The sequence below is a fragment of the Pseudomonas sp. NPDC087336 genome, from assembly GCF_044744285.1.
Lineage (GTDB): Bacteria > Pseudomonadota > Gammaproteobacteria > Pseudomonadales > Pseudomonadaceae > Aquipseudomonas.
The window spans coordinates 23,303-40,783 of sequence record NZ_JBIUYA010000027.1 but is presented as its reverse complement, the minus strand read 5'-3'; the positions used below and the strand labels follow the sequence as shown (position 1 = coordinate 40,783).

At 59.1% G+C, this 17,481-nt stretch carries 14 protein-coding genes and 1 pseudogene; 6 read left to right on the top strand and 9 right to left on the bottom strand.

Translation table 11 applies throughout. The features are described 5' to 3' along the window. Window positions 1-25 precede the first annotated feature (25 nt). The gene (locus ACIO0C_RS23700) at window positions 26-214 is read right to left on the bottom strand and encodes a DUF2783 domain-containing protein (RefSeq protein WP_401315634.1); all 189 of its coding nucleotides are present in this window, start codon (window positions 212-214) and stop codon (window positions 26-28) included. A gap of 10 nt (window positions 215-224) precedes the next feature. Continuing rightward, the gene (locus ACIO0C_RS23695) at window positions 225-1,925 is read right to left on the bottom strand and encodes an FAD-dependent monooxygenase (protein WP_401315633.1); all 1,701 of its coding nucleotides are present in this window, start codon (window positions 1,923-1,925) and stop codon (window positions 225-227) included. A gap of 255 nt (window positions 1,926-2,180) precedes the next feature. On the opposite strand from ACIO0C_RS23695, the gene hisN reads away from it, so the two are divergent. Further along, complete coding sequence (gene hisN, locus ACIO0C_RS23690) at window positions 2,181-2,972, top strand: histidinol-phosphatase (RefSeq protein ID WP_401315632.1); 792 nt, start codon at window positions 2,181-2,183, stop codon at window positions 2,970-2,972. 152 nt (window positions 2,973-3,124) lie between these two features. Here hisN and ACIO0C_RS23685 read toward each other — a convergent pair whose 3' ends face one another. The 3 genes from ACIO0C_RS23685 to ACIO0C_RS23675 all read right to left on the bottom strand — a co-directional run bounded on the left by ACIO0C_RS23685 (window position 3,125) and on the right by ACIO0C_RS23675 (window position 5,635). Beyond that, window positions 3,125-3,574 carry a hypothetical protein gene (locus ACIO0C_RS23685; RefSeq protein WP_401315630.1) on the bottom strand — a complete coding sequence of 150 codons (450 nt, stop codon included), beginning with the start codon at window positions 3,572-3,574 and terminating at the stop codon, window positions 3,125-3,127. 91 nt (window positions 3,575-3,665) lie between these two features. Then, window positions 3,666-4,955 (bottom strand): ATP-binding protein, encoded by a 1,290-nt coding sequence (locus tag ACIO0C_RS23680; RefSeq protein WP_401315628.1) that lies wholly within the window; start codon window positions 4,953-4,955, stop codon window positions 3,666-3,668. Then, window positions 4,952-5,635 carry a response regulator gene (locus tag ACIO0C_RS23675; protein WP_401315626.1) on the bottom strand — a complete coding sequence of 228 codons (684 nt, stop codon included), beginning with the start codon at window positions 5,633-5,635 and terminating at the stop codon, window positions 4,952-4,954. The genes ACIO0C_RS23680 and ACIO0C_RS23675 overlap by 4 nt, the downstream gene beginning before the upstream one ends. Window positions 5,636-5,860: 225 nt before the next feature. Here ACIO0C_RS23675 and bamA point away from each other — a divergent pair, with 225 nt between their 5' ends. Both bamA and ACIO0C_RS23665 read left to right on the top strand, forming a co-directional pair. After that, entirely contained in the window at window positions 5,861-8,227 is a 2,367-nt protein-coding gene (bamA, locus tag ACIO0C_RS23670) for an outer membrane protein assembly factor BamA (RefSeq protein WP_401315624.1), read from the top strand. Between the two features lie 238 nt (window positions 8,228-8,465). Then, window positions 8,466-8,595: pseudogene (locus tag ACIO0C_RS23665) on the top strand (erythromycin esterase family protein); the annotation flags it as partial. A gap of 56 nt (window positions 8,596-8,651) precedes the next feature. Here the strand turns inward: ACIO0C_RS23665 and ACIO0C_RS23660 are convergent. Next, entirely contained in the window at window positions 8,652-9,542 is an 891-nt protein-coding gene (locus ACIO0C_RS23660; RefSeq protein WP_401315623.1) for a universal stress protein, read from the bottom strand. A gap of 345 nt (window positions 9,543-9,887) precedes the next feature. On the opposite strand from ACIO0C_RS23660, the gene ACIO0C_RS23655 reads away from it, so the two are divergent. Further along, a complete protein-coding gene (locus tag ACIO0C_RS23655; protein ID WP_401315621.1) occupies window positions 9,888-10,454 on the top strand; it encodes a phosphoribosyltransferase family protein in 567 nt (188 codons plus the stop codon). A 123-nt stretch (window positions 10,455-10,577) separates the two neighbouring features. Then, window positions 10,578-11,543 carry a ribose-phosphate diphosphokinase gene (locus ACIO0C_RS23650; RefSeq protein ID WP_401315620.1) on the top strand — a complete coding sequence of 322 codons (966 nt, stop codon included), beginning with the start codon at window positions 10,578-10,580 and terminating at the stop codon, window positions 11,541-11,543. Between the two features lie 34 nt (window positions 11,544-11,577). Here the strand turns inward: ACIO0C_RS23650 and ACIO0C_RS23645 are convergent, their stop codons facing one another. From ACIO0C_RS23645 to ACIO0C_RS23635, 3 genes are all read right to left on the bottom strand, one after another. After that, window positions 11,578-12,465 (bottom strand): universal stress protein, encoded by an 888-nt coding sequence (locus ACIO0C_RS23645; RefSeq protein ID WP_401315618.1) that lies wholly within the window; start codon window positions 12,463-12,465, stop codon window positions 11,578-11,580. 335 nt (window positions 12,466-12,800) lie between these two features. After that, a complete protein-coding gene (locus tag ACIO0C_RS23640; RefSeq protein WP_401315616.1) occupies window positions 12,801-14,189 on the bottom strand; it encodes an MBL fold metallo-hydrolase RNA specificity domain-containing protein in 1,389 nt (462 codons plus the stop codon). Between the two features lie 97 nt (window positions 14,190-14,286). Further along, window positions 14,287-15,207 carry a universal stress protein gene (locus ACIO0C_RS23635; protein WP_401315614.1) on the bottom strand — a complete coding sequence of 307 codons (921 nt, stop codon included), beginning with the start codon at window positions 15,205-15,207 and terminating at the stop codon, window positions 14,287-14,289. 440 nt (window positions 15,208-15,647) lie between these two features. Here ACIO0C_RS23635 and ftsH point away from each other — a divergent pair, with 440 nt between their 5' ends. Continuing rightward, a complete protein-coding gene (gene ftsH / locus ACIO0C_RS23630) occupies window positions 15,648-17,453 on the top strand; it encodes an ATP-dependent zinc metalloprotease FtsH (RefSeq protein ID WP_401315612.1) in 1,806 nt (601 codons plus the stop codon). Window positions 17,454-17,481 lie beyond the last annotated feature (28 nt).

Sequence of the window (17,481 nt, the reverse complement as noted above, 5' to 3'; positions counted from 1 at the left end):
AATTGCACGAATGCAAGGATGCTGATTACAGGTCCTGCAACGCCGTGCGAGTCAGCGCCAGGAATTGCTCGGCATCCCCGAGCGCGTGAGCACTCAGCAGCGCCAGTTTCACCAGGAACATTTCGCGCTTGCCCAAAGCGGCTTGATCAAGGGCATCGGCGAGCTGGTCGTAGATGTTTTCAATCTCGGTAATGCTCAGTTGCTTGTGTTCCATGCTCTTGTCCTCACTCATTGCCCAAGGCCGTTTCGATGGCCTCGCGCAGGGCCTGGCCGTTGAGTTGATGCCAGCGGGCGCAAACGTGTTGATCCGGACGCACCAGATACGCACTGCCCGCCATTGCGCCATATTTGTTGCGCAGGTGCGCGCTGTGATCGTCGATCAGCCCGTCCGCCCCGCGGATCCCGGTTTGCCGATTGCCGGCAACGGCCAGTATTTGCAGCGGTACACCTTGCTCGCGCAGCGATTGCGCCTGGGCCTGGATATCGCTCGGTATCTCAGTGGCATCGGTGAAGTACAACAGGTAGAACGACGCGCCCAGCTTGTCGAACAGGAACTGGTCATCACCGAGTCGAATGTTCAGCAGCGGTGCGCCCTGGTGTGGACCGCTTGTGTAGCGACCGTTGTCGTCGACCTTGCAGTTGAGCGCCGAATCAACGTAGTCATGGGGCCGCGAGGTGCGCCAGTGGTAAAGCGGGCGGACGAATTCCTGCGTCAGCGACAGTGACAATACCGCATCCCGGACGAGGCAATGGCCCGGGGTTGGCGGGGTCATGAAACGCGTGCTTTTCCCTGCTTCGGCGATGATCTCGCGCGCGGCCCCCACCCGTTCCGCGCTGTAGGAGGCGAGCAGGCCAGGGCCGGCCACGCCCTTGATGGTCAGGGCCAGTTTCCAGCCCAGATCGTGGCAGTCCTGGAAACCGGTGTTGGCACCGCGAACACCAAAGATGGGCAGCAGGTGCGCGGCATCGCCGGTGAAGATCACGCGATCATGGATGTACTCGGGCAGGGTCAGGGCTCGCGCCGAATACACCGAGCACCAATCCATTTCCCATTGCGGGTCTTGCACCCCGACGATGCCCAGCTGTGCATTGATGCGCTCGCGCAGGGAGTCGGCGGACAAGGCCTGCTCTGGCGTTTCGTCGCGCGGCAACTGATAGTCGATGCGCCAGATATTGCCCGGCTCGCGGTGCATGAGCACGGTGTTGCCGGGGTTCCAGTGCGGGTCGAAATAGGCCAGGCGCTCGGTGGGCAGGTCGAGGTCGATCTTGATATCGGCAATCACGAAGCGCCCTTCATAGGACGCCCCTTCGAGTTGCAGGCCGAGCAGACTGCGAATGGCCGAGCGCGCACCATCGGCGGCAATCACCCAGTTGGCTTCCAGTACGTATTCACCGGCCGGCGTATCGATATCCAGGGTCGCGTAGCCCTCGGCCTGAAGCAGTGCATTGACCTTGTTGCCCCAGCGCAATTCGATCAGCGGGTTGGCTTGACAGGCATCGACCAGAAACTGCTCCAGGCAAGGCTGTTGCAGGTTGGTCATTGGTGGGAAGCGGTCGTCCGGATCCTGTGGCGCCTCCATGCGAAACACCCGCTGGTTGCGGTAGAACGAGTTGCCAAAGCGCCAGCCCAGTCCCGCTGCCGTGACACGTTCGGCGACACCGACTTGCTGCAGGATCTCCAGGGAACGGCGAGTGAACACGATGGCGCGGCTGCCTTCGCTGACCTGGCGCTCTGACTCCAGCACGATCGACGGGATGCCGTATCGCGCCAGGTCCAGGGCCGTGGTCAGGCCGATGGGCCCGGCGCCGACAATGACCACGGGGCGACGCTCGACTCCGTCGGCATTCACACTGGCGGTGTGGGCAGGGAAAACCTGGTAATCGAAATAAATTGAGCGGCGAGGCTCGGCGAGTGGTGTGTGCATCGCAATGCATCTCCGGTTTTTTATGTTTATTGGCGTGAGCCGGTTCGCAATTGCAGAGGACTTTAAGGGGTGTCGCACCAAAGGCATGTCCCCTTGAGGAGACAACTTTTCGCCAGGGCCAATCGTGGCCAACACTTCGCACCCCCGCGGTTGAATCGAGCACTGAATTCTGCCGCCCATGCGTCACTCGAGTGATTGAGCGCGCTGCGCATCGGATATGATTCCAACCATTCCCACCAATGGAGGTGACATTCGATGCCCCTGACCGTAGATCAACTCGCTGAGTATCAAGCCTTTGCTGAACAACTGGCCGATGCCGCCGCGTCGGCCATTGCCCCCTATTTCCGCGCATCGCTGGAAGTCGAGGACAAAGGCGGTCGGCGTTTCGACCCGGTGACTGTCGCCGACAAGGCCGCCGAACGGGCCATGCGCGAGTTGATCCGCAACCATTACCCCACCCACGGCATTCTCGGCGAAGAAGAAGCGGCAACCCTTGGCAGCAGCGAACTGACCTGGGTGCTGGATCCCATCGACGGCACTCGCGCCTTCATCACCGGCTTGCCGCTGTGGGGAACACTGATTGCCCTCAACGATGGCCAACGCCCGGTGCTGGGGGTGATGAACCAGCCCTTCACCGGTGAACGCTACATCGGCACGCCGGTAGGCGCATGGCGCAATGGCACGCCGCTCAAGACCCGACCTTGCACCGGACTCTCCTCGGCCAGGTTGATGTGCACCACGCCCGACATGTTCGATATACCTGAGCAGCGCAAGGCTTTCGAGGCCGTGGCGTCTCAAGCGCAATTGCTGCGTTACGGCGGCGATTGCTATGCCTACTGCATGCTGGCCTCGGGGTTCGTGGATGTAATTGTCGAAGCCAGCTTGCAACCTTACGACGTACAGGCGCTGATCCCGATCATCGAAGGTGCGGGTGGTGTGATGACCTCCTGGGACGGCGGGCCCGCCCACAATGGCGGTGCCGTGGTGGCCTGCGGTGATCCTGCCCTGCATGCGCAATTGATCGAATTGTTGCGCCACGCCGCGTAACGAAGTGATGCCGCTCGCGTCACCTGTTCGGGGTACGGTGACGGACTCAAAGGCATGCCAGACTGATCCGCGGGCCGGCAAAACCGTCGGCTGGCTGGCCGTTACCCCCTACCAGAGCGTAACGGAAGCAGGGGGCGAACGGTTTCAGCTCGTTACTGATCCGCCGCATAGATGATGGTTTGCGTGCTGTCTGACGCAGCAGGCGGGCGGGTGAAGTAGGTGTCGCCTTCGTCCGTCTGGATCTCGTAATGCGCTTTGCTGGCGACTCGGCCCGACGCACCGATATGCTTGATGATTTTCAGCACCCGCTGGAACTTCACGCCCTGGGTGCCGTTGTGGGCTGGCCCGGTGAGTACATTGACCTTTTGAAACCAGCCGATATTTTTTTTGTTCGACACCAGCGTGCTGGTCAACGCCTCGAAACGCTCCAGACGGGTAAAGCCCCAGAGCGTCTGTTCTTCGACCGCGTTGCCCTGCGTGGCAGAGCCGGTAAACACGAACAGGTTGATGGCCGGGTTGTCTTCGCAAAAAAAATCATAAGGCACCAGCCCATCGACCATTTTCTTGCCGGACACGAATCCCTTTTTATGGACCAGAAACATCACCACCTCCGCTCAATGACTTCACTAGAACATCAGCAAACGCTGAGTACGTTTGAGCGCGAAGTCTACTGAGGTGATACGTACAGGGCCGTCAAGCCAATGTAATTTCGTGTAAAGACCAGGTCAGGCCGGGCAAGCTGATTTCCACAGTCAGGCCCCCGGATGGCTCGTTACGCGCCTTGATCGTGCCGCCATGCATTTCCACGGCTCTTGCGGCGATCGCCAGGCCCAGTCCGAAACCGGCACACGCTTCGTTCACACCGCGCTCGAACGGATGGAAAATGCTCTGCAGCCGTTCGCTTTCGACACCCGGCCCCTGATCGGTGATCCAGACCCTCAGGCAGTGTGCGTTGGGATTGACCTCAGCCGACACGACAACCGTCGTTCCGGGCCGGGTATAGCGCACCGCGTTTCGGATGACGTTCTCGAAACACCGGTACAACAGCTCGCCGCTGACTCGACTGACAAAGGCTGGACACGCTTGCAGGCTGACCCGGCAGCCTTTCATGGCGGCCTCGAATTGAGCGTCCTCGACAATCACCACCAGCAGTTCAATGATATCGAGTGGCTTGCGCTCGATACTGTCGGGGCGACCCTGCACGCGTGCCAGGGTCAGCAATGCCTCGATCAACGTGTCCATGCGCACCAACTCACGCTCGATACGCTCCACCATTTCCTGGCGTGCAGGGTCTTGCTGTAGCAGCCCGATGGCCGCTTGCATGCGCGTCAACGGTGAACGCAGTTCGTGAGAGATGTCGTGCAACAGGTGTTGCTGGGCCGCCACCAGCAGTTTCAGCTGATTGGCCATTCGGTCGCAGTCCTCGGCCAGATCGACGATTTCATCGCGCCGCCCACCCATCATCGGCTTGACCCGGGTTTCGAAACGCCCCTGCGCCACGTCGCTCATCGCCCGCCTCAGATAGGCCAGCGGCCACGCCAGGTAGTACGCCAGGTACCCGCTGAACAGGGCACTCATCACCGTGCCGATGATCAACGGGATCGAGCGCCCGGGCCCTCTGCCACCGTCATTGCCGGGAGACTGTGAGGATCTGAGCGACAGCGCGAAACCCTCCTTGCTGATGACCGATCGTTCATAGGCCGGATGCGGAACCAGCGATCCCGCCAGCAGTTGACCTGCCGGGTCGTACACGCCGATCGCCTGGTCATCCGGATGTTCCCACACCGTCAGCAACTGTCGGCCCGACTCGACACCAAATTGCTCAAGCACCTGTTTTTCGCTGGCCAGGATCGCCTCCAGATGAGGATCCCCGGGCCCGAAACTCCCCAGCACCAGAATGCCCAGCCCGACCAAAAACGTCAGGCTGGTAGCCAGCCAGAACGCCAGGAACAGTTTCCAGAACAGGCGACCAGGCTTCATCATTCTGCAATCAACAGATAACCGAGGCCACGTACGCTCTGAATCCAGGCCTTGGCGTCGGGGCGCGGGCCCAGCTTCTGGCGAATGCTGCTGATGTGCACGTCAATGCGCCGGTCGTAGCGGGTCAAGGGACAGCCCAGCGCATTGAGCGACAGATCCTGTTTACTCACTACCTGCCCGGCGTTTCGCGCCAGCTCTTCAAGCAAGCTGAATTCGGTGCTGGTCACGCCCAACTCGCCCCCCTGCCAAAGGGCCTGTCGCTTGCCGGGCCACAACACCAGCGGGCCGGTCCTGATCACTTGCGTGACGGGCTGGTCCGCCGGTTGCACCCTGCGCATGATCGCCCGCAAACGCGCCACCAGTTCACCCGGCGAGCTGGGCTTGGGCACATAGTCATCGGCGCCCAGTTCCAGGCCGGTGATCTTGTCGATGTTGTCGCCACGGGCCGTCAGCAGCACCACCGGCACCTGGCTGACGGCCCGAATGCGCCTGAGCACCTCGATGCCCGACAGACGTGGCAACATCACGTCCAGCACCACGATGCTGTAGCGCCCGGAAAGCGCATGAATTTCACCCTCCTCGCCCGAGTGCACCGCCGTCGCCTCGAAGCCTTCGCGCTCCAGGTATTGGCTGAGCATTCCAGTCAGTTCCTGGTCGTCGTCAACTAGCAATACGCAAATCATGGAGAGCTCTTGGGTGGGTATCGGCCCATTATCGCCCGCGTACCGCGCAGCGTCATTGCCTTACACAAACCTTTACCTAACTTGACACTTGGTTAACCGCACCAAACGCACCGAGCTTTTATGCTTGCGCTCCACCAGCCTGCCCGCTCAGCGGTACCTCGTCTTGTCTTGAGATATCCGCGCCCGCCTACGCTGCTTGTCGATGTGTCCTGGAAAAAGATCTTGATGAATTTTTCGCGTCTGCTCTGCTCGGTTGCCCTCTTGCTAAATGCCACACTTGCGCACGCCCAAGGCTTCAAAATCTCCGATATTCGCATCAACGGCCTGCAACGGGTCTCCGCTGGCAGCGTGTTCGGCGCATTGCCGTTGAACGTCGGTGATGACGCAGACGATCAGCGATTGGTGGAGTCCACCCGCGCACTGTTCAAAACCGGTTTCTTCCAGGATATCCAGCTGGGCCGTGACGGTGATGTCCTGATCATCACCGTGGTCGAACGTCCATCGGTCGCCAGTATCGAGATCGAGGGCAACAAGGCGATCTCCACCGAAGACCTGATGAAGGGGCTCAAGCAATCCGGCCTGGCCGAAGGCGAGATCTTCCAGCGCGCCACCCTCGAAGGCGTACGTAACGAACTGCAACGCCAGTACGTCGCCCAGGGCCGCTACTCGGCATCGGTCGACGCCGAGGTCATCACACAACCGCGCAACCGTGTGGGCCTGAAAATCAACATAGATGAAGGCTCTGTCGCGGCCATCCAGCACATCAACGTGGTGGGCAATACCGTCTTCAGCGAAGAGCAATTGACCGATCAGTTCACCCTCAAGACCAGCAACTGGTTGTCGTTCTTCAAGAACGACGACAAGTACGCCCGCGAAAAACTCTCCGGCGACCTGGAACGCCTGCGCTCCTACTACCTGGACCGCGGCTACATCAACATGGACATTACTTCGACCCAGGTATCCATTACCCCGGACAGGAAACACGTCTTCATCTCCGTCAACATCAACGAAGGCCATAAGTACAGGGTGGGCGACATCAAGCTCAGCGGCGACCTGAAAGTCCCTGAAGAGCAGGTCAAGTCCCTGCTGCTGGTGCAGAAAGGCCAGGTGTTCTCGCGCAAGCTGATGACCACCACGTCCGAGCTGATCAGCCGTCGCCTGGGCAACGAGGGTTACACCTTCGCCAACGTCAACGGCGAGCCTCAACCCCACGATGACGACCAAACGGTTGATATCACCTTCGCCATCGATCCAGGCAAGCGCGCCTACGTCAACCGCATCAACTTCCGTGGCAACACCAAGACCGACGACAAGGTACTGCGCCGCGAGATGCGCCAGATGGAAGGTGGCTGGGCATCGACCTACCTGATCGACCAGTCCAAGACCCGTCTGGAGCGCCTGGGCTTCTTCAAGGACGTCAACGTCGAAACGCCGGCGGTGGCGGGTGTCGATGACCAGGTGGACGTGAACTACGGCGTTGAAGAACAGGCGTCCGGCTCGATCACCGCCAGCGTCGGTTTCGCCCAGAGCGCGGGCCTGATCCTCGGCGGTTCGATTACCCAGAACAACTTCCTGGGGACCGGTAACTATGCCAGCGTAGGCATTACCCGTTCGCAATACCAAAGCAAGTACAACTTCGGTTTTACCAACCCCTACTTCACGCCCGACGGGGTGAGCCTGGGCTACAACGTGTTCTACAGCGCGACCGATTACAGCGACTACTACGATAACGGCGTTTCGTACTACGCCATCAACAGCTATGGTGCCGGTACCACATTCGGTTACCCCATCAATGAAACTTCACGGATGAGTTTCGGCCTGACCGCGCAACATGACAGTATCGAGCCAGGGACCTACAGCGCCGATGAGATCTACGATTTCATCGAACGTGAGGGCAAGCAATTCACTAACTTCAAGGCCAGCCTCGGCTGGTCGGAGTCGACCCTGAACCGCGGCGTACTGGCCACCCGCGGACATTCACAGAACTTGAACCTCATGGTGACGCTGCCCGGCAGTGACCTGAGTTTCTACAAGATCGATTACACCGGGCAGGCTTTCCTGCCAGTCAGCGATTCCACCTCGCTACGTTTCCATACCAAGCTCGGCTATGGCAGCAGCTACGGTTCAACCGACGGCCTGCCCTTCTATGAAAACTACACCGCCGGTGGCGAGGGTTCGGTGCGCGGCTTTACCAGCGGCACCCTCGGCCCGCGCAACACCCCGGCCACCGGTACCTATGCCAGTGCCGGGCAGACTTATTACTCAGACCGGGACACCGACGCCCTGGGCGGCAACATTCTCATCACCGGCGGATTGGAATACCTGTTCCCGATGCCCTTCATCAAAGACAACAAATCCCTGCGCACCTCGGTGTTCTGGGACGTCGGCAGCGTCTATTCCAACAAGTGCTACCTGAGCACCACCCAGGGGTGCGACGGTGTCGACCTCGACCAGATGGCCAGCTCCGTAGGTATTGGCGTTACCTGGTACAGCCCGTTGGGTCCCTTGAGCGCCAACCTGGCGTTCCCGATTCGAACGCCCGAGGACGCCGACACGCAAGTGTTCCAGTTCTCCATGGGCCAAACCTTTTGACTCCATGCTTACCTTGCGCCACGCCTCGCTACGCACCGAAGTGTCCACGCAACGGGACAGCGATGGGCATAGAGCAATCATCAGCTACCCGTTGAACATCCTGTAGAAGTCGGACGCACTGGATGATGCGCATCGTCACCCAGTGCACTCAGGCGATACAGTTGTCCGCACAACAGGAGTGATCGAAATTGGCGTCAGTCGTTATGTCGCCGCCGGTGATCATAAATTCGAATGCCTGTTAGCCGTCGCCGATGACTGGGACGCCGAGATGTTGATCAAGGACGTGCGCCCCTCCCGGCCGGACAGCTGGGAACACCAATTTCTCAAGGCTGGCGTTCCGGCGTCGTTGACCGACTGGCGGGATAGGGAATCCTCCTCAGGCCATTACACCCTTTCGTTTCGTCATATCAGGGCCCTGTCCGCTCTAGACCGCCAAAATACTGCAAGGAGCCTGATACAGGATGTGTTCGGTCGTGCTGCCCAGGAGCTTGTCCAGGCCACGAGACTGGATTCGTCCCATCACGATCACATCCACACTGTGCGCATGGGCGAACTCACTCAGCACCGAAACAGGGTGCCCGTCAATGAAATGCCAGCGGTCGGCGGGCACACCGTATTGATCAGCCAGGTCGAGGAACGATTTTTCCAGTTCCTCGCGCAACTGATTGCCAAGGTCCGCAAGCGTCAAGCCACCACCGCCCATGTCGCCCAGATAGGCCGACGAAATGTCGCAGGCGAACAGCAAATGCAATTCGGCCTGGCACTGCAAGGCCAGCCCAGACGCCTGTTTGATGATCCGCTCATTGAGCTCGCTGCCCTCTGGCTCCGTGTTGGCAGCGTCAACGGCTGCCAACACCTTGCGCGGCAAGGCAAGTCCGCCTTCACCCACCAGATAAACCGGGATCGGGCAATGGCGCAGCAAGCGCCAGTCCAGTGGAGTGAAAAACGCACGCTTGAGCACCGGCTCATGCTGCACTTGCTTGATTAACAAATCGGGCTGCATTTCCGTGACGTGATCAAGAATGTCTTGCTGAATGTCATCGACCCAGGTCACCTCCGTCGTCACCTCGATCCCCCTGCCGCGCAGGTTTTTTGCCTGGTCCTTCAACCAATCGCGATGGTCCTGCAGGAAGCACTCGCGAGCCTTTTCCCGGTCGCCCTCTTCGAGCAGCGACAACAGCTTCCACGACGCAATCAAGGCAGCAATATGCAAACTCGCACCACTGGCCTTGGCCAGGGCCGCCGCGTGGTTGATGGCCTGCGAAAGGCGCAGGGCCGGGTTGATGATCAGTAATAAGCGTTGATATTGGCTCATGATCCGACTCCAGATGGGGCTTGCCGCCTTCAGATACCCTCGACGGGAACAGTTGATGTCTCTCTGCGTAACAGACACCGGCGTTTTCATTTCAGCGTCCTCCGTTGAGGCCACCCTGGCGTTGATTTATATCAAGTGCCCGCGCAAGACCGCCCAATGACCCCACATCTACCGGTCTCTGGAGCACGTTCTGCGCAGGCGAACGTGGGATTGGCGCTCCCTGGATAGGTCCGTATTTCATTTCATCGTGGTTGATCCAGATCAATCGAGCCAGGGTCAATGGGGTTACCTTGACCAAACCGTACTCGCACGGGGTGCAGTGCACAGGGCTCACAGGAGGTTGCTATGTCGACCGTGTTGCCGAGTCAGCGGTTGCGCTTGTACGACAGCGATGAACTCGATGACGTGCTACAGGCGATGGCACGACAGGCCGCGGCGCTGCTGCCACCCAGCCAAGCAGCATTGATTGGCATCCAGCGCCGTGGCGAGCCGCTGGCTGAGCGCTTGCGCCTGCATCTTTCACATCAAACCGGTCAGCCGGAACTGCCCCTCTACCCCCTCAAGGTCAAGCGCTATGCCGATGACCTCCAGGTGCTGCACGCGCAAACGCAATTAACCGAGAATCCGCTTTTGGGTGAATTGGACCTTGCCAACACCACTCTTCTGGTGGTCGATGACGTGCTTTACGAAGGCCATTCACTCCTGCGCACCTGCGCGTATCTGGCACAACTCGGGGCGCGTCGGGTCTACACTGCGGTATTGGTCGACCGCCATGTTTGCCAACAGCCGATTCATGCCGACATTGTCGGGGTGCATCTGCAAGTGGCGGCCGGTGACATCGTCGAATGCAACGTACCTCCCTACGAAACGGAGTTTTGCATTGACGTTGTTCGTCATGGGGCCGCCCGCTGACCCAGCGACCGTTCGAGGGTCGTCCCGTCACTCAGGCTCTCTCACGGCAATGCGGTATAGATGATGGATACGTGGCATTTCAGGTGAGGCGAATTTCAAATCCGGCCTCCAAGGAGCCCATGCATGCTGACCCGGCCCCCGCTTCTTTTTGCCCTCAAAGGCACCGAATGTTATGCAAGTCGCGTCGCTCAGCGGCTTGGCTGTCAACTGGCGCGCCACGAAGAGCGCGACTATGAAGACGGCGAACATAAATGCCGACCGCTGGACCCGGTCAGCGGTCGTGACGTGGTGGTGTTCCACTCCTTGTATGGGGATGGTCAGCAGAGCGCGAACGATAAGCTGTGTCGCCTGCTGTTCTTCTGCGGCGCACTCAAGGATGCCGACGCTCGTCGTGTGCAAGTGGTGGCTCCCTACTTGTGCTACGGACGCAAGGATCGCCGCAACCAGCCTCAGGACCCGACCATTACACGATATGTCGCCGCCTTTTTTGAAGCCAGTGGCGTGGATCGCCTGATCGCCCTGGACGTGCATAATCCGGCAGCGTTCGACAACGCCTTTCGCATTCCGGCCTGGAATCTGCAGTGCAGCGAACTGTTCGCCGGGCATTTCGCCGGGCTCGTCGGCGATGCCGAAGTGGTTGCCGTTTCCCCGGACTCAGGGGGTACCAAGCGCGCCGAGCAGTTTCGTCAGGCCCTGGAACGGCAACTGGGACGTCCGGTCGGCAGTGCCGTGATGGAAAAGCACCGCGATCATGCCACGCTGACGGGTACTCTCTTGATCGGCGAAGTCTCAGGTAAGACAGCCATCGTTTTCGACGACCTGATCAGCACGGGTGAAACGCTGACCCATGCCGGCCTCGCCTGCCAAAAGGCCGGTGCCGCCCGACTGTTCGCAGCCGCCACCCACGGTTTGTTTACCGCAGGCAGTCGGCTGTTCGACCAGCCTCTTTTTGAACACATTGCGATCACTGATTCCGTGCCGCCGTTTCGCCTTCCGCCAGACTGTGTCACGCGTCACCTGCAGGTACTCGACAGCACGGCCCTGACCGCCACCTTGCTGGCGGAAAATGGCGCCTTTGATCATGTCTGAGCTTTGCCCGTGCCAATGTGCGGCCGGGACCTCTCTAGACCGCCAGTACACTGCAGGGCACCTGATACAGGATATGTTCGGTCGTACTGCCCAAAGGGTGCTCCAGGCCCTGGTACTGGGCTCTACCCATCACAATCACATCTACATGATGCTCGCTGGCAAATTCACTGAGTGCCGTGACGGGGTGACCCAAAACGAAATGCCGGCGGTCGGCGGGAACACCGTACTGGCTGGCAAATGCCAGAAACGACTTTTCCAACTCTTTGCGCACCCCTTTGCTCAGCGCTGACAGTTTGAAGCTATCGCTCAACTCTGCCAGATAGTCCTCTGAAATGTCGTGGGCATAGAGCAGGTGCAACTCGGCGTCACACTGTATGGCCAGGCTGGAGGCCTGTTGGATGATGCGATCATTGAGTTCGCTGTGTTCAGACTCGCCAGCCGACGCGTCAACGGCCGCCACCACCTTGCGGGGCAAGGCGTGACCGGACCCGCCCACCAGATAAACCGGTACCGGACACTGGCGCAGCAAGCGCCAATCCAGCGGGGTAAAGAGCGCGCGCTTGAGCGCCGATTCATGTTGAATTTCCTTGATCAACAGGTCGGGCTGCAATTGTGCGACGTAATCCAGAATGTCTTGCCTCATGTCATCAGCCCAGGCCACCTCGGTGGTCACGTCGACCCCTGTGCCGCGCAGCAGTTTTTCCTGATCCTTGAGCCAATCGCGATGGTCCTGCAGGTAGCGCTCCCTTGCTTTTTCCCGGTCGCCATTTTCGAGCAGCGACAACAAGTTCAACGATGGAATCAGGGCGGCGATATGCAAACTCGCGCCGCTGGCCCGGGCCAGCGCTGCTGCATGGCTGATGGCCGGAGAATGGCCCAGGGCAAGGTGGATGATGAGTAACAACCGTCGATACTGGCTCATGATTCGACTCCAGACAGATGGGGCTCAACGCCGGATTCAGCACCCGCGTTGAATCAGACTGCGCCGGCGCAATGTCGCTGGCGTTGATAAATATCAAACGGGCCGGGACTTCCCTTTTCCACACGGCCCAAAGGTCGGTGGATCGCCTGCATCGACGTGTTCTAAGGTTCAACGCTGCCCCCCTTCAACGACGACCTTTTTCAGCGCGACGGGCGAGACAAGTACCAACAAGCCTGGCGGCAATGGTTATGCACCCAGGATACGAAGGATCGATAATCACTCGATTGCTGGCCGATCAGCCCCCGTCTCGACACTGGCCGGGGGCTGTTTTTTTGTCAGCGTAGCGAGTTTTCAGGGGAGTTGATTTGGCTCAGGTCGACGCTATCGCGATACTCCGGCACCGAAACCGACCACCCAAGCTCCAGGCTGATACGACGGCGCAGCACATCCGATGCGTTTGGCTCGCCATGCACCACAAATGTGTGTTTGGGTGCTCGCTTGAACCCACGCAACCACTGCATGATTTCATCGGCGTCAGCATGCGCCGACAGGGTTTGTATCGGCACCACCTCAGCGTTTATCGGCACGTCCCTGCCATGGATGCGAACGGATGGACTGCCTGCGATAATTTGTGCCCCACGGGTGCCACCGGCCTGAAAACCCGGCATCAGCAGCGTATTGACCGGGTTGGGGGCCAGCGCCTTGAGGTGATGGACCACCCGCCCTCCGGTCGCCATGCCGCTGGCGGCGATTATCACCGCCGGTGTGCGTTGCTGATCGAGTGCTCTGGAGTCCTGTACGGTTCGCACGAATTGCGCCACATGGCACATACCTTCGCACTCCTCCAGGGACAATCTGTGCTCGCTGCGAAATCGTTGATACAGACACGTGACATCAGTGGCCATGGGGCTGTTCAGGTAGATGGGAATATCGGGAATGGCCCCTTTTCGTTTCAACTGATACAGGTGATACATCAACAACTGGGCACGTCCCACCGCGAACGACGGCACCAGCGTAATGCCTCGGCGCAACGCGGTACGGGTGATGACCTCAGCCAATTGCTCCTGTGGCGAGTCGACTGGATGTTTGCGGTCACCGTAAGTCGACTCCACCAGCAGGTAGTCCGCCTGCTCGACGGTTTCCGGAGCGAACATCAAAGGATCGTCGGGCCGCCCCAGATCCCCGGAAAACACCAGGTCCATGCCATTGGCGCTCACTTGCACCGTTGCCGCACCCAGGATATGCCCGGCGCATCGAAACTCGATGGCCATGTCCGAGACAATATTAACCTTGTGGTGCAACTCCACTGGCCGCAACAGTTTCAGGGCTTGCTCGGCATCCTGCTCGGTGTAAAGCGGCAGCGCCGGGCTGTGTTTTGAAAAGCCATGCCGGTTGGCGAACTCAGCCTCTTCTTCCTGCAACCGACCACTGTCCAGCAGCAGGATTTTCACCAGCTCACAGGTCGCCGGCGTGGCATAAACCGGGCCGCGATAACCATTGCGCACCAGTACGGGCAGATAGCCGCTGTGATCAAGATGGGCATGTGTCAGCACAATCGCATCCAGGTCGCTGACCGGAAGCTGGAACGGGTCGCGATTGTGCATTCGCAGTTGCTTGTAGCCCTGGAACAGACCGCAATCGATCAGCACATGTTGGTCACGATGCTCCAGCAAATACTTGCTGCCCGTGACCGTGCCCGCGGCACCCAGAAATGTGATTCGCATGGCCGTTTCCTTGATCATTCAGGGGAGCGCTATTGATTGCGCCTTTTGGCGCAAGGCCAGTTGATTTTTATCAACTGCAAGCTCGACAGTGTTCCTTTCAATCAGGCGCAGGCGAAGGTTTTACGATCATCAAACTGCACGGTGCCCGGTTCAACACGTTCTCGACGGTACTGCCGATAAACCCGTTTTTACCATCGGGATACCTCGTACCCAACACCACCATGTCAAAGGCATTTTGTTGAGCAAAAAGGCCAATAACCTTATGGGGGGTGCCGGCCAGTGAATGTCGGCATGAAGCCTGGATGCAATAGCGTTCAGCAAGTACATCGAAGGCTTCTTGCTGGGCATCCTCGATCGCGCCCCTCAAACTGTCGGTCAGACTGCCTGTCGGCACGCTTCTGGACGCATCGTTCATCACTGACCAACGACTGACATTGAGCAGGTGCAGTGCGGCACCGCAACTGGCCGCCAGCGTGGAAGCAAGGTCGAGTATTCGATCATTCACCCCCTGAGTCAGTTCTTCCAAATGGGACAGATCGATCGTCGCGAGAATTTTCAACGGCTTGGGGTTCGTGGCGCTGGTCACCAGGTGCAAGTGCGCCGGACATTCGTACAGCAAATGCCAGTCCAGGGGGCGATGAAAGGCCCGCTCGAGTGCCGGCACGTAATGAGTGTCCTTGATCACCAGATCCGGATAAAAGTCATTCACGTACTCAAGCACATGCGTCACGCTCGATCGGGCCCAGACCACTTCAGTCGTCACCTGCAGGCCGATGCAACGTTTAAAGCGGGCTTGCTGTTCCAGCCACTGCCGATGCACCTGTAAATACCCTTCCCGCGCCTGGGCCATCGCATCATGGTCAAGCAGACCCGCCACCGCCAGAGCCGGGACATAATCGAACGCGACAATATGCAAAAACGCACCGGTTGCACAGGCCAGTGCATACGCACGTTCAAATGCCGGAGTAAGGGTCATTTCGCCAGGGGCTATCAATAGAATGCGCTTGAGTTTGAGCATCACGTGCCTCTCCCTGAAACGTTTACCTGAATGATTGCAATTCTAAAATCTCCTGCCGGGGGGATTGAGGCTGTCGCTTGTCAATTTCGACTTGCCTTCTCCAGCATCCGCTTCAGGCGTTCATGGGCCTGCTGATGACTGCAACCGGCTGTCATCGCCAGCAAAATGCCAAGTAATGCGATGGACAAGCACTTGTTCATGATCTTCGCCTCGGCGCGTGCAACTGCAAATGCAAATGCAAATGCAGAGGTTCAAGTATCTGGCGGTATCCGTTGGTAGCACTGACTTTTATCAACTAAATCGGTGGCCGTACGTCCCTTGCGTGCTCATCGGGGGATTGTTGATTTACCTCAACGATTTTCCTGTGCCCAGGCGTAGAAACACAGTGACCGGCAATCATCGTTCGCCCCTGGTCGGCGCCACGACCCAGAGCCACGACCATGAAAAAAAATCACCAATGGAACCTGTCTTACTTCGCGATTGCGTTTGTAGTGCTGACCCTGGTTCAAATACTGTTTTTCGAACGCAATGCCGTGCAAAGCATTCCGTACAGTCAGTTTGTGCAACTGCTCAACGAGCAGAAGGTCAGCGATTTACGGGTCGAGAAGGATCAGATCAGCGGCAAACTGCAAGAACCCATCAATGGGCATCAGCAGTTTTCCACGGCGCGGGTGGATCCGGCGCTGGCGGCTGAGCTGGGTCGGTCGGGCGTCGGCTTCACCGGGGTCAACGAAAACACGGTGCTTAATGGCCTGCTGGGCGTGCTGCTGCCTTTTGTCCTGATCATGGTGATCTGGCATTTCCTGTTTCGCGGGCTGGCGGAAAAACAAGGTGTCGGTGGGTTGATGAGCATCGGCAAGTCCCGGGCCAAGGTGTTTGTGCAGCGCGAAACCGGCGTGACCTTTGCCGATGTCGCGGGCATCGATGAGGCCAAAGCCGAACTGGTGGAAATCGTCTCTTTCCTCAAGGACAAAGCCAAATACTCACGCCTGGGGGCGCACATACCCAAGGGCACCTTGTTGGTTGGCCCTCCGGGAACCGGCAAGACCCTGGTGGCCAAAGCCATCGCCGGTGAAGCCGGCGTGCCTTTTTTTTCGATATCGGGATCCGAGTTTGTCGAAATGTTCGTGGGGGTGGGAGCCGCCCGGGTGCATGACCTGTTCGAACAGGCGCGGCAGGCGGCACCTTGCATCATTTTCATCGACGAACTGGATGCACTGGGCAAAATGCGCGGCGTCGGTGCATTTGGCGGCAATGACGAAAAAGAGCAAACGCTCAACCAGCTATTGTCAGAGCTGGACGGATTCGATCCCCGTGAGGGCGTGGTGCTGCTCGCCGCGACCAACCGGCCAGAGATTCTGGACCCGGCGCTGCTTCGGGCGGGTCGAATCGACCGGCAGGTATTGATCGACCGCCCCGACCGAAAAGGTCGTCAAGCGATCCTCAAGGTTCACCTGCAAAAAATCACCACGGAACCTGCCCTCAATGCCGACCCTATCGCCGACATCACCACTGGTTTCACCGGCGCTGACCTGGCCAATCTGGTCAATGAAGCGGCCATCGTCGCCACCCGTCGTGGGGCCGAAGCGGTCAGCCTCGATGATTTCACCGCCGCTGTGGAGCGTATCGTCGCCGGGATTGAACGCAAAAGCAGTGTGCTACGCCCCGAAGAACGCCAGGTGGTGGCCTATCACGAAATGGGGCATGCCCTGGCCGCCAGCAGTCTGCCGGCCATGGATCCCGTGCACAAAGTCTCCATCGTGCCCCGTGCCATTGGTTCGCTGGGCTATACCCTGCAGCGTCCGACCGAAGATCACTTCCTGATCAGTTGCCAAATGCTCAAGGATCGAATCGTCGTCCTGATGGCCGGACGCGCTGCCGAATTCCTCGCCTATGGCCAGATTTCCACCGGAGCTGCCGATGACCTGGCCCACGCAACGGATATCGCCCGCCAATTGATCACCCGGTTTGGCATGAGCACCGAGCTCGGTCAGTCCGTGCTGGAGCGACAAAACATGACTTACCTGGGCGAACGCATGCCGGGGCCTGGTGAGAAAGACTACTCGGAACAGACCGCCAGGGAAGTCGACCTGTGCATTCGTGCCCTGCTCGATGAAGCCTATGGGCGGGCCAGGGCTTTGCTAGAGAGTCGCCGGGCCGATCTGGACGCCGGCGCACATCTGTTGCTTGAGAAAGAAACCCTGACACCCGAAGACTTTCCAGCGCTCATACCGTATCGCACTTGAGTGTTACCAGGGCGCAACAGGGTCTAGA

Excerpts from the sequence above, each read along its gene's own strand:
- ACIO0C_RS23700 (WP_401315634.1), bottom strand. The coding sequence starts at position 214 with ATGGAACACAAGCAACTGAGCATTACCGAGATTGAAAACATCTACGAC.
- hisN (WP_401315632.1), top strand. The coding sequence starts at position 2,181 with ATGCCCCTGACCGTAGATCAACTCGCTGAGTATCAAGCCTTTGCTGAA.
- ACIO0C_RS23655 (WP_401315621.1), top strand. The coding sequence starts at position 9,888 with ATGTCGACCGTGTTGCCGAGTCAGCGGTTGCGCTTGTACGACAGCGAT.
- ACIO0C_RS23635 (WP_401315614.1), bottom strand. The coding sequence starts at position 15,207 with ATGCTCAAACTCAAGCGCATTCTATTGATAGCCCCTGGCGAAATGACC.
- ACIO0C_RS23640 (WP_401315616.1), bottom strand. The coding sequence starts at position 14,189 with ATGCGAATCACATTTCTGGGTGCCGCGGGCACGGTCACGGGCAGCAAG.
- ACIO0C_RS23650 (WP_401315620.1), top strand. The coding sequence starts at position 10,578 with ATGCTGACCCGGCCCCCGCTTCTTTTTGCCCTCAAAGGCACCGAATGT.
- ACIO0C_RS23695 (WP_401315633.1), bottom strand. The coding sequence starts at position 1,925 with ATGCACACACCACTCGCCGAGCCTCGCCGCTCAATTTATTTCGATTAC.
- ACIO0C_RS23675 (WP_401315626.1), bottom strand. The coding sequence starts at position 5,635 with ATGATTTGCGTATTGCTAGTTGACGACGACCAGGAACTGACTGGAATG.
- ACIO0C_RS23660 (WP_401315623.1), bottom strand. The coding sequence starts at position 9,542 with ATGAGCCAATATCAACGCTTATTACTGATCATCAACCCGGCCCTGCGC.
- ACIO0C_RS23645 (WP_401315618.1), bottom strand. The coding sequence starts at position 12,465 with ATGAGCCAGTATCGACGGTTGTTACTCATCATCCACCTTGCCCTGGGC.
- bamA (WP_401315624.1), top strand. The coding sequence starts at position 5,861 with ATGAATTTTTCGCGTCTGCTCTGCTCGGTTGCCCTCTTGCTAAATGCC.
- ACIO0C_RS23685 (WP_401315630.1), bottom strand. The coding sequence starts at position 3,574 with ATGTTTCTGGTCCATAAAAAGGGATTCGTGTCCGGCAAGAAAATGGTC.
- ftsH (WP_401315612.1), top strand. The coding sequence starts at position 15,648 with ATGAAAAAAAATCACCAATGGAACCTGTCTTACTTCGCGATTGCGTTT.
- ACIO0C_RS23680 (WP_401315628.1), bottom strand. The coding sequence starts at position 4,955 with ATGATGAAGCCTGGTCGCCTGTTCTGGAAACTGTTCCTGGCGTTCTGG.